This window comes from Butyrivibrio sp. (genome assembly GCF_017635265.1).
GTDB lineage: Bacteria > Bacillota > Clostridia > Lachnospirales > Lachnospiraceae > Butyrivibrio.
The window spans coordinates 1-11,725 of record NZ_JAGBLU010000077.1; the positions used below are offsets into that span (position 1 = coordinate 1).

The window sequence follows — 11,725 nt, forward strand, 5'->3', positions numbered from 1 at the left end:
TAGGCCGCGAAGCGGCCGCAGATTTTGGAGGGTTTGTCAACCCCTATTTTTAAAATTTTATGGGAAATTGGGGGGATTTGGAAAAAAGAAAAAAAGAAAAAGCCCTTGGAATCTGGGCTAGAGATTCCGAGAGCCTATGTTCAGTAATGGGGGTGTATCTAACACCGGTAACGGTAGTAGGGGTTAGAGGAGAAGATAAGGAAAATTTCCTTGTAATAGCTCATGTTGGAGTTGTAGATCATGGACACCTTCTTGTAAGTATTGATAAGTCTGCTAAGGCAGATCAAAGATGAAAGGGCTAAAAAAATACTATTGGCACAAATTAACGCTCTGATATGCAGGTAAAATCTATATATTCAGTTAAGAAGGACTGCTCAAATTCTGGCAGTCCTTTTTCTATAGAATAATTAACATAAATCAGTATATGATTATTGTGCTGCCTCGAACATCAGCTTTTTTATTTGAAATAGTCTCTTGGTGTAACACCGTAAAATGGCTGACACTGGGAACTGCTGCTATATTAGTAAGAGGCTATCAAAAAGAATAATTTAGGACATCAATTTAAAATGATTTTTCCTGACTTCGATAAGACCGTCTTTTTTCATTTTGCCAAGTTCCTTTGAGAGAGCACTGCGCTCAAGATTAAGATAATCTGCAAGTTGTTGGCGGTCGAAAGGAATGTCAAATTCGTTGCTGCCCTTTTTCAGGGATATGGAATTGAGGTAAGCCATTACACGTCCACGGATTGTCTTTGGAGATGTATGAAAACTTCTCCCGGATAAGTGCAGATTTTTGTTAGCTGATATCATGAGAAGATTTGATATCAGCTTAAAGCTCCATAAGTTCATATTTGATTTTAGCTTTTTCAAACTGCCGACCTTAAAAAAGAGGATTCGGCAGTTTTCATTTGCCATGACGTCAACTAAAAGAGGTTCTTTCTCAAGCAGGGCATAGGTCTCAGCAAAGAATCCACCCTTTGCTACATTGCTCAGAATAGTGCGGTTTCCCCATGCATCATTGCTTTCTATTGTTACACTTCCTGAAATGACAAGACCTAAAGAGTCTGTAATATCACCGGCACGTAAAATTATAGAATCCTTCATATATGTTTTCTCTACAGAAGAGAGCTCTTTAAGAGCAAGGTCAATTTCTTCAGACATCATCCCATTGAAGATGATGTTATTTTTTAACATATTTTTATCCCAAGACATAAAAACATTCCTTTGTTTTAAAAATGTGGTTACAACAACATAATTATTTTTTTAATCATACTATACTTGCATCATGAAAACAAGGAAAGGAATGCGGCAGCGATGATAAGACAGATCATAGATTGAAGAATGGAGGTTCCTATCATGAGTTATACAGAATGGAAAGACAAAGTATCAGGTTTTAAGAAAGTAGATGTTCGTGGTGTGGCGGGGAATTTCTTCCAGGGATTGAAGAAGCAGGTAGCATGCAGTAAAGACCGGCGCAATCCGTAAGTTCGTTGTTATGGCAGGCTGTGACGGACGCTAGAAAGCAAGGGAGTATTACAAAGAATTTGCAGAGAGACTTCCGAAAGACGTGGTCATCCTGACTGCGGGATGCGCAAAATATAAGTATAATAAGCTGGAACTTGGCGATATTGGCGGCATACCGAGGATATTGGATGCCGGGCAGTGCAATGATTCCTACTCCCTAGTGCTCATTGCACTGAAATTAAAGGAAATCTTTGGACTGGATGATATCAACGACCTTCCACTGGTATTCAATATTGCATGGTATGAACAGAAGGCAGTTATCGTACTTCTTGCCCTGCTGTATCTTGGGGTAAAGAATATCCATCTGGGACCGACGCTCCCGGCGTTCCTGTCTCCGAACGTGGCGAATGTGCTGGTGGAGAACTTTGGCATCGCGGGTATCGGAACGGTGGAGGATGATCTGCACCTTTTGATTGGTGAGGCATAAAGCAGGGGATTCTAAAAAACAAAGGGAGATGCGATTTTACTTCCAACACTTAAGTCCTTGGACAAGTAATCACAGTATTCATGCAGGTTTGAGACCTGCAAAAGAACTATTTTTAGAGTCATTCTTGAAACCAAATTCAGGAATGGCTCTTTTTTTTGCAAACCAGAGCATGACATGTAAACCTGCAGGGATTCATCCAAATAAATAATCCTATGGAGGTAAGAGACATGGCTACACCTAGAAAATTTCATTACGAAAAAAATAAAGAAAAGCCAAGGATTGTAAAAAAGTACCTCCTGGCAGCATTGTTCAACGCACCAAGTACAATGGACGCTTTTTATCAGGCAGAAGTAAATCATGATCAGGCATATGGAGCGTGCGAGGCATGATATAATTTAAAGAGTGAAGATAAATGGAGGGATAAGGTGTATCATGATTGGAGTAGGAACACTGTTGATGGTTCTGTGATATAAATTCAATGATAATAGACTAAGATAAATCGGAGTTTGGTGAAGAAAAGTGAATTATTTGACGTATGGTGATAAAAAAAGCAGTCGATACTACTTATACATGGAATGGCATCAACTGCATTGCTGTGTTATGAGCCTTTATTAGGGTATCTAAAAGATTATTATGTTATTCTTGCTGAGGTAGATGGGCATAGTGATAATTTGGGGGAGTTAGATAGTTTAGCTGATAACTGTACTGAAATAGAAGCATTCATTCTTGAGAAGCTTAAAGGAGAACTATATTGCCTGTGTGGATTTTCGATGGGTGGCACTATGGCTGTGGAGATAGTCGGACGGGGCAATGTCAGGATCTCCAAGGTGCTGCTGGATGCTGCATTTCTTACAAAGATGGGATCTCTTACAAAACTGTATGAGAAATTATTCTGCAAAGGAATCTCACGGATGCAACAGGGAAAGAAGATTCCCAAGCTCTTGATGGATCTTATCATGGGGAAAGATAATAACAGCGTGGTCGAGATGCTTTATCCGGGAGTGACTTCAAAGACGATCACAAATGCGTGTGAATATGTGTACCGATATGATATTCCGGAAGGTATCAGACAATACACCGGTCAGGTTGTATTCTGGCACGGTACAAATGAACCTTATCCAAGGAAAAGCGCCGAACTGTTAAGGAAATATCTTCCAAAGCTGGAAGTGGTTGAATTTGATAATATGGGGCATGGTCAATACCTGCATGAGTACAGCGCGGAATATGCTACAAAGTTCATCGAGTATCTGGAAGCGTAATACGGCTGCTAACTATTGGTTAAATAAGGACAAGAACTCACAGAAGATACCAAGGCAGCAGGCAGCACTATGAGGTGTAGGTTGCTTATATATTGCGATTATTGTTATTATAGCTGTAACAAAAAGCTTTGAAGGGATCTCTTTTTTTTAGAAGGATGTAGAAGATGTGTAGTGAGAAACTTGTAGTAATATTCCCTGGTATGGGATATAACGGAGATAAACCTCTTTTGTATTACACTAAGAAGCTGGCCAAGGCAGCAGGCTATGACGTGATTGATGTTACATATGAGCTGCCGGTAAAGTCAAAAGAAATTCTAAATGATAAAGAAGGTATGAAAGCGGCCTTTGAGATTGCATTAAAGCAGGTAGAAGAGCAGCTTGATGGAGTTGAATTTGATAAATGTGAGAAGATTCTTTTTGTAGGGAAGAGTATAGGCACTGCCCTTGCTGCTTATTATGATAAAACTTATAACATTGGTGCTACGCAGCTTGTATTTACTCCGGTTCCTCAGACATTTGATTTTTTGAGAGCTGAAAGCGGAACAGTGTTCCACGGCAATGCGGATCCCTGGTGTAGAACAGATATTGCCAGGACACGATGTGAAGAGCTTGGACTTGAACTGGTAATAGTAGAAAAAGGGAATCATTCGTTAGAGACCGGGGAAGTAATCAGTGATATTCAGGAACTAGGGAATGTTATGAAAATAGTGGAAAAATTGCTATAAAGCAAAAAATCATATTTGAAGCGGTGGTGAGGCTTCCATTTGTTTTGCCTATTTTTCATAATGTGTTTACTATTATTTTAGGTTGGATTTAGTAAACTGCCCTAATATGAGAGTGTAAGCTAAAGAACAGAGCTCTTAGAGCTTCTGTTTCAACCTTACTGCGAATGGTAGCTCGCATTATAAAATACTCCAAAACTTTTATGATGAACAAGAACAAATATATGGAGGAATTTTATAATGTTCAAGAAAGTAGCAACTATTTTGACAACCACTGCAATAGCTGTGTCAACAGTGGCTTGTGGAAACCAGGCACAGCAAGCAGATAGTACCCAGACCGTATCATCGGAAAGCACCCAGGAAGCAAGTGATTCATCTGAAGAGGTAAAAGAAGCTTCAGATTCTGCTGCAGAAGCTGAAACAACTACAGATACCGGCTCTACGTTAGAACTGGGACTTGTTAGTAACACACTTGCTGAAGATGAAGAGAGTCTTGTGGAAACATATACAGATTTTTTTGACCAGCTCACTTATACTGATGAGGAGACAGGTCTTTCTATAACATATAATCTATATCTTCCGGAAGGATATGATGAAAATGCAGAGTATCCAATGGTTGTGTTTATAGGTGATTCAACAACTGCGGGAACTGATGCTGAGTATTCTCTTACTCAGGGACTTGGCGGCCTTGTGTGGGCAACATCGGAGTGGCAGTCAGTATATCCGACAATTGTAGCTGTACCAACATACCCTGAAACAATTCTTGATGATCATGATGGATATAGTACAACAGAATATGTTGAGCTTACCAAGAGATTTATTGATTACATGTCAGAAGAATATGCAGTGGATACTGATAGGATCTATGGAACAGGTCAGTCCATGGGATGCATGACAACACTCATACTTGCATCAGAATATCCTGATTTATATGCGGCATGCATGTTTGTTGATGGTCAGTGGGATACGGAGCTTCTTTCAAGTCTGGAAGGACAGACCTTTGTTTATTTTGCAGCTGAAGATGATACAAGTGCATGGACCGGGGCACAGGACCTTATGAACAGATATGATGCAGACGGTGTCACATACACATATGCACAGTGGGACGGCACATGGTCAGCAGATGAACTTTCATCAGCTGCTTCAGAATTATTCAGTGGAGAGGCTACTGGAGCCTATTTCATATCCTGGAAAACAGGAACAATTGATGGAGGAACAGGCAATTCGCCTATGAGTGGTGAAAAGCCTGAAGGAATGACGGGCGGAAATGGTGGAGGCGCCGGAGGCGGAGCTTCATACCATATGGCTTCATTTGACTACGCCTATAACTGTATAGCAGTTATGGAATGGTCGTTTCAGCAGTAACAGTGTATAAGAATTAAATGTGAATCAGTACAGCAGCTATGGAGAAATCTATAGCTGCTTTTTACTGTGTAAATTGTGAAGTTCGTAAAGTAGTGTATTAATCTGATATAAAGGCCGGTGGCTGATGCCATCAAAGTGGAAAAGCTACAGCATCCTTATATAACCTTTGGAGTGTTTTGACAAAACTACCAAGGCTACTACGCTTGTCAGCCTTATGCGTACACAGAACGCATTCAAAGGTCCTGTTACTGTCATAAGGTATCCAGGCAAACTGCCCGCTATGATCATTTAAAAAACCCGGGGCAAGGCAGATGCCCTTACCTGCAGCTATGTTTGTAAGGGTAGTGTCATGATCAGGACTGTTGAAGTATTCATTTTTTCCGGAAGATATGAGCTTTTGTTGAACTGAGCGAAGGAGCGTAGGAGATCCTCCTCCCACCATAAGTGTTCTTCCAAAGATATCTTCGTCAGTGATAAGATTTTTTTCAGCCAAAGGGTCATTTCTGTTACAGATAAGATAAATATGACTTTCAAACAGCTCGTGGACCATTGTACCTGCGAGCTGCTTTGTCTGCTCTCTAAGAGCAAAGATTATGTCGGATCCATCTTTTAGAAAACTATCCATTCCGTTGTCGTATTGGAATAAGGGAGTTATCTGGACTCCGGGAGTAGTTCTTTCAAAATCCTTTATGGCTTCCGGAAGGAAGTAAAGAGCCTGTCTGACCATCATGCTGATGGTGATATTGTCTCTGTATTTTGCGCTGAAGTTCTGCCCCTGTTCAATAGCTCTTTTCATATCCTCACGCATATTTGAAAGATATGTCACAAACTGTTCCCCGGCAGGAGTAAGAGTTGCGCCTTTTCCGTTTCTTACAAATATCTCAAATCCAACTTCCTCTTCAAGAAGCTTTATCTGGTATGAAAAAGTGGGCTGGCTTACAAACATGTTCTCGGAGCCTCTGGAAAAACTCTGGGTTCGTGCCAGTTCGATGCAATAATCGATCTGCTTTGTTGTCATAAAAATCTCCTGATATTTAAAAATTAAATAAGCTATCCAGCTTTTCTATTGGATATTCTAGACGAGATGTGGGAGAATGTAAACAAGAAAACAAAAGACACCTACAAATTCAGAGTATCAGAGATGTAAGACGGAGGACCACAAAATGTCAAAGACGCTTATAGCATTTTTTTCAAGAGCTGATGAGAACTACTTCGGCGGAGCAATGAGATATGTAAAGGTTGGTAACACGGAGATAGTAGTTGGTCTCATGGAGGAACTGATCGATGCAGATACTTTTAAGATTGAAATGAAGGATCCCTATTCACCTGTATATATGACCTGTATAGATGAAGCAAAGAGGGATAAACAGAATGATGCTCGGCCCGAACTTGTAAACTACCCAGGCAGCATAGATGATTACGACACCATTGTTCTTGCATATCCAAACTATTGGGGAACATTCCCCATGGCAGTTGCAACCTTCCTTGAGAGATATGATTTTTCAGGAAAGACGATCCTTCCACTTTGCACCAATGAGGGAAGCGGCCTTGGGTCAAGTGTAAGTGACATTAAAAAATACACAAAGGGAGCAGATGTAAAGAGCGGCCTTGCAATCACAGGAAGCAGAGCTGCAAATTCAAAGGGCGATGTAGAAAACTGGTTTAAGGCAAATGGACTAATGTAACAGAGCTTAGTTTGGAGGTTTTAAGATGGACTACAAAAAGGGATATGTTTTTGATCTTATGGAAGTTCCAGAGCGTCAACATATTAAGGAGGATTTTACGATGGAGAACATAATACTTAACAACAACCTAAAGTGCCCTGTAGTAGGAATCGGTACATTTATGCTTACGCCTGCCGATGCAGAGAATAGCGTAAGAGAAGCACTTAAGATGGGATATCGTCTTATAGATACAGCCAACGCATACGTGAATGAGCGTGCGGTAGGAAGAGGGATGAAGGACAGTGGTATAAATAGAGAAGAGATTTTTCTTTCAACAAAGCTCTGGCCCTCTGAATATGAGAATGAAAATGCAGTGGACGAAACACTTGAGCGCCTCGGAGTAGATTATGTAGACTTGCTCTATATCCATCAGCCTGCAGGAAACTGGCTTGCTGGGTACAGACAGCTTGAAAAAGCGTATAAAGAAGGTAAGGCAAAATCCATCGGTATCTCTAACTTCGAGGGAAAGTATATAGAGGAGCTTCAGAGCAAGTGGGAAATAGTTCCCCAGTTTATCCAGGTAGAGGCACATCCTTACTTTACACAGAAGGAACTGAGGAAAACACTTGATAAGTATGATATAAAGCTCATGAGCTGGTATCCTCTTGAACATGGAGATAAGTCTCTTATTGAAGAACCGGTGTTTTCAGAGCTCGGGAAGAAGTATGGAAAAAGCCCTGCCCAGATCATCCTTCGCTGGCATACACAGATGGGATTTGTGGTTATCCCCGGAAGCAAAAATGTAGACCATATCAGGGACAATTTCAATATAACAGATTTCAAGCTTACGGAAGATGAGATGGTAGAAGTTGCAAAATTAGACAAAAATGAGCGTTATTATCACAGGACTGATGAACAGCTTGCGCAGTTTGCTGGCTGGAAGCCTGAGTTTGAAAAGGCTTAAGATATAAAAAATAAATTCAATAAATAGCCATTATAAGATATACGTATATGAAAAAAGTTGCCACCGCTATAGTGGCAACTTTTTTAGATTATGATATAGAGGGATATATTGAACATAAGTCTACATTCATCGAGAAAATCTATGCAGAAATAGGGATATAATAACTCAAATTTGTAGAATGATTAAATTTCAGCATAAAATGCTTACAAATACTTTAACAATCTGTATATTTCTTGCATAAAATATACAATAAAAAGGGAATGCTTATGTAATAAAAAGTTGTTGAAAAAAGGGCTGATTCCTTGTATATTATAGGTAGTGGATGCGCTGTGGAATCTCGAGATGCCCACGGCCCAGAGAGTTCATGCGTGAGCTCTCTTTTTTTATTTTGGAGGAACCTTTTGTGGCAAAAGTGTTTTATACATATCAGCAACAGTTGGATAAGCTTGAAAAAGAAAAGGACCTGATAATTCAGGATAGGAACTATGCTGAGAATAAATTAAAGGAAATAAGCTATTATTCTCTGATTGGCGGATATAAGCAACCTTTTAAACACTTGCCATCTGGAAAATATCTTAGAGGTGTTACTTTTGAAGAGATAGTAAATCTCTACTATTTCGATGAAGAAATGAGATCTTTGTTCCTTAAATATATTCTTCATGTTGAACGGCAGATTAAGTCGCTGCTTTCATATCACTTCTGTGAGAAATATGGGGACAATCAAAGCCAGTATTTGAATGCCAACAATTACAACAACACACCTAACAATGCTCTTGGTATAAGCAGACTGATAACTTGCCTGCAAAAGGCAATAACTTTACCAAGCAATTATCCATATATAGTGCATCATGTAAACACATATGGGAATGTTCCTCTTTGGGTTGCAATGAATGCTATTACTTTTGGTAATGTAGCAGCCATGTATCAATATGCTACAACGGATGTAAGAACAAAAGTCAGTCAGAATTATTCAAAGGTTTCTGAAGCTGAATTGCATCAGTTTATCAGAATAATTGCAAGCTGCAGAAATGTCTGTGCTCACAGTGAGAGGCTATTCACATTTCATTCTAAATTATCCGGCCCTAATACTGACTTACATATTAAAATGGGGATTCCAATGAAGAATGGTACTTACATAAATGGTAAGCATGATTTGTTTGCGGTTGTCATAGCACTTAAATACTTGATTCCGGATAATGAGTTTAAGGAATTCAAGAGAAAGCTGAAATTGCTGATTGCTAAGGTAAATAAGGGATGTCCACATCTGCCAGAAAAAGATTTGCTTGAATATATGGGCTTTCCAAGCAATTGGAAAAAAATAACTAGGTATAAAAAATAACAGAATGAAATAAAGCATTAAGCTATAAGATTGAAAAGGGGGTTACGTATTTGTGACACCCTTTCTCTTCATTTGGAAGAGTATTATCTAGTGATATTATGCGTATGTCAATTATATTTTTTAAACAGGGAAAATAGATGAGCAAGCAGGAATTGGAATTAGTATTTCCTTCTAGGGATATGGAAAAACAAATTATTTTATACAAGAAGGAACATTTTGATCGGAGAACTCCTGTCTGCATTAGGATTGGATATAGATAGTGGGATCGGCTCCAGCATACATTTTTTTATCTATGATGTTATAAAGATCATGATCCTTCTTTGTTCGGAAATATATTCGGAAGGATATCAAATGCAAATTGATATCCTTCCGAATAATGTTTATGCTGTAGGAGATGATAGATGCAAAGGGGTATGTTCATATGAAATCCTGTAAGCAAATGGCTGTGGTATGGGGAATATCGGAGCGTAGAGTGACGGAATTCTGCAAGGAAGGTATGCTTCCTGGGAAGCAATGTTTGCAAAGATCTCCGGGCTGCTGCAGGAAGAATTCGGAAGACACTCTGAACTGAAAAACAGTGATAAACTCGAAAAGTATGAGAGTGTTAGCAAAAGTATTGATGTTGCTACAGATTATTTGAAAGCCTTTTTTATCTGTTCCAGAAACTTTTCGGCAATAGGAGTAAATGTCTGATACTTATTCCAAATGAGATATAGCTCTGATTTCAGTTCCGGTGAAAGGGGCTTGAATACCATGTCAGTTCCTTCGGTATTTATCAGATCTTTAAATGTAAGAAGTATTCCAAGGTTTTCCCTTGCGAATACGGAACCGTTATAGGACAGTCTGAAAGAACCTTCAAGCTTAAGCTCATTAAATCTGTCTTTGGCCCAGGCTTTGATTTCATTGTTCCAGCTTTGTTCTGAGACAAATAGAGGCTGTCCTATCAGGTCAGAGACTCGGATGGATTTTTTCCTGGCGAGGGGATGAGATGAAGGCATGATTGTTCCCCATACATCTGCTTCCGGAAATTTTACATATTCATATTTATTGCTGTCAGGTGTTTCACATAGTACAGCAAAGTCTAAAATGCCTTTATCAAGCTTTTCAGTAACCTGTTCGGTATCCCCGCTGGTTATGTGATAAGTGAAATGGGGGTATTTTTCTTTTAACTTATAGATTTCTCTGGCAAGGTATTTGATCTGATAGCTCTCAGCCAGTCCAAAATAAATATCCCCACCTGTTATATCATCCAGAGAGTTAAATTCCTGTTCTATTTTATCTGACATAGCCACAAGATCCTGAGCACGGTCACGCAGAAGCATCCCTTCATCTGTAAGTGAAATGCTAAAACTGTGTCTTACGAATAACTTCTTCCCAAGTTCTTCCTCTAATGCTTTTAACGTCTTTGAAAGAGTAGGCTGCGATACATGAAGCTGCTCAGCAGCCTTTGACATATTTTCTTCCCTTGCAACTGCAAGAAAATATCTGAGATTTTTTATTTCCATGAAAACCTCCATAAAGTTGACGATTAAAGTGTTATTCCAAAAACGAATATCATGATATTTATTTTATTCATTAGCGAAAACCTGGTCAAGGATTTACTATGAAATCAGAAGGAGCAAAAAAGATGGATACAGAAAAGATTCTTGTAAGCCTTTCAGACATGGGCTGCAATGAGAAAGAAATAAGCTTTATGAAAAAGATGTATGAAGAAGGGGATACAGATACACTTCTTCGAGATCTCAGGAAATGCCGATGCCGCCTCATGGATGAACTTCATGACAGCCAGAAAAAAGTAGACAACATGGATTTTTTGATACGACAGATTCAGAAAGAAAAATGATTCAGGAGGATAGCAAAATGATCAGAAAAGAAGATTTAAACCTTGTAACAGAGTGGGATAAGACTTTCAAGAAGAGTGATAAGGTAGATCACAGCAAAGTAACATTTGTAAACAGATATGGAATCACCCTGGCAGCAGATATGTATGTTCCTAAAGATGCAGAGGGTAAGCTCCCAGCCATTGCAGTATGTGGACCTTTTGGCGCAGTTAAGGAGCAGTGTTCTGGTCTTTATGCTCAGACAATGGCGGAGAGAGGATTCTTAACAATAGCATTTGACCCCTCATTTACAGGAGAGTCCGGTGGAAATGTGAGATACATGGCATCTCCGGATATCAACACAGAAGACTTTATGGCGGCAGTAGATTTCCTTTCTTTAAATGAGAAGGCTGATCCTGACAGAATCGGAATCATTGGTATCTGTGGGTGGGGCGGAATGTCAATTAACACAGCAGCTCTTGATACAAGGATCAAAGCGACTGCAGCTATGACAATGTATGATATGACAAGAGTAAATGCCAAGGGATATTTTGATTCAGAGGACAGTGAAGAAGCAAGATATCAGCATAAGGCAGCTATGTGTGCGCAGAGATTGGAGGACCTTAAGGCTGGTGAATATAA

The 11,725-nt window shown here is 39.5% G+C and carries 13 protein-coding genes and 2 pseudogenes; 12 read left to right on the top strand and 3 right to left on the bottom strand.

What is annotated here, in order from left to right:
* Positions 1 to 59: 59 nt before the first annotated feature.
* Positions 60 to 293, top strand: a complete 234-nt coding sequence (locus J6O61_RS09075; protein ID WP_292212188.1) for a hypothetical protein — start codon at positions 60 to 62, stop codon at positions 291 to 293.
* A 255-nt stretch (positions 294 to 548) separates the two neighbouring features.
* Here J6O61_RS09075 and J6O61_RS09080 read toward each other — a convergent pair whose 3' ends face one another.
* The gene (locus tag J6O61_RS09080) at positions 549 to 1,193 is read right to left on the bottom strand and encodes a Crp/Fnr family transcriptional regulator (protein ID WP_292212189.1); all 645 of its coding nucleotides are present in this window, start codon (positions 1,191 to 1,193) and stop codon (positions 549 to 551) included.
* A gap of 162 nt (positions 1,194 to 1,355) precedes the next feature.
* On the opposite strand from J6O61_RS09080, the gene J6O61_RS09085 reads away from it, so the two are divergent.
* The 6 genes and pseudogenes from J6O61_RS09085 (at position 1,356) to J6O61_RS09110 (ending at position 5,296) form a co-directional block, all read left to right on the top strand.
* On the top strand, positions 1,356 to 1,484 hold the full coding sequence (locus J6O61_RS09085) for a hypothetical protein (RefSeq protein ID WP_292212192.1): 129 nt from the start codon (positions 1,356 to 1,358) through the stop codon (positions 1,482 to 1,484).
* Positions 1,459 to 1,950: pseudogene (locus J6O61_RS09090) on the top strand (hydroxylamine reductase); the annotation flags it as partial. The gene J6O61_RS09085 and the pseudogene J6O61_RS09090, both read left to right, overlap by 26 nt.
* A gap of 257 nt (positions 1,951 to 2,207) precedes the next feature.
* Positions 2,208 to 2,339, top strand: a pseudogene (locus J6O61_RS09095) (DUF6017 domain-containing protein); the annotation flags it as partial.
* 177 nt (positions 2,340 to 2,516) lie between these two features.
* Positions 2,517 to 3,209: an alpha/beta hydrolase gene (locus J6O61_RS09100; RefSeq protein WP_330613761.1), complete on the top strand. Its 693-nt coding sequence runs from the start codon at positions 2,517 to 2,519 to the stop codon at positions 3,207 to 3,209.
* Positions 3,210 to 3,373: 164 nt separating this feature from the next.
* On the top strand, positions 3,374 to 3,934 hold the full coding sequence (locus J6O61_RS09105) for an alpha/beta hydrolase (protein WP_292212196.1): 561 nt from the start codon (positions 3,374 to 3,376) through the stop codon (positions 3,932 to 3,934).
* A gap of 237 nt (positions 3,935 to 4,171) precedes the next feature.
* Positions 4,172 to 5,296, top strand: a complete 1,125-nt coding sequence (locus tag J6O61_RS09110) for an alpha/beta hydrolase-fold protein (protein WP_292212198.1) — start codon at positions 4,172 to 4,174, stop codon at positions 5,294 to 5,296.
* Between the two features lie 130 nt (positions 5,297 to 5,426).
* Here the strand turns inward: J6O61_RS09110 and J6O61_RS09115 are convergent, their stop codons facing one another.
* Positions 5,427 to 6,314, bottom strand: coding sequence for a LysR family transcriptional regulator (locus J6O61_RS09115; RefSeq protein WP_292212199.1), 888 nt, complete (start codon positions 6,312 to 6,314; stop codon positions 5,427 to 5,429).
* A 145-nt stretch (positions 6,315 to 6,459) separates the two neighbouring features.
* Between J6O61_RS09115 and J6O61_RS09120 the strand changes: the two genes are divergently transcribed.
* From J6O61_RS09120 to J6O61_RS09130, 3 genes are all read left to right on the top strand, one after another.
* Positions 6,460 to 6,981 carry a flavodoxin gene (locus J6O61_RS09120; protein ID WP_292212201.1) on the top strand — a complete coding sequence of 174 codons (522 nt, stop codon included), beginning with the start codon at positions 6,460 to 6,462 and terminating at the stop codon, positions 6,979 to 6,981.
* Between the two features lie 25 nt (positions 6,982 to 7,006).
* Positions 7,007 to 7,924, top strand: coding sequence for an aldo/keto reductase (locus J6O61_RS09125; RefSeq protein WP_330613760.1), 918 nt, complete (start codon positions 7,007 to 7,009; stop codon positions 7,922 to 7,924).
* 403 nt (positions 7,925 to 8,327) lie between these two features.
* Positions 8,328 to 9,263, top strand: a complete 936-nt coding sequence (locus J6O61_RS09130; protein ID WP_292212203.1) for an Abi family protein — start codon at positions 8,328 to 8,330, stop codon at positions 9,261 to 9,263.
* Between the two features lie 632 nt (positions 9,264 to 9,895).
* Here J6O61_RS09130 and J6O61_RS09135 read toward each other — a convergent pair.
* Entirely contained in the window at positions 9,896 to 10,768 is an 873-nt protein-coding gene (locus J6O61_RS09135) for a LysR family transcriptional regulator (RefSeq protein WP_292212205.1), read from the bottom strand.
* A gap of 122 nt (positions 10,769 to 10,890) precedes the next feature.
* Between J6O61_RS09135 and J6O61_RS09140 the strand changes: the two genes are divergently transcribed.
* Together J6O61_RS09140 and J6O61_RS09145 are read left to right on the top strand one after the other, a co-directional pair.
* A complete protein-coding gene (locus J6O61_RS09140) occupies positions 10,891 to 11,106 on the top strand; it encodes a hypothetical protein (protein WP_292212207.1) in 216 nt (71 codons plus the stop codon).
* 17 nt (positions 11,107 to 11,123) lie between these two features.
* Positions 11,124 to 11,725: alpha/beta hydrolase (locus J6O61_RS09145; RefSeq protein ID WP_292212208.1), on the top strand; the 602-nt coding region annotated here is incomplete at its 3' end.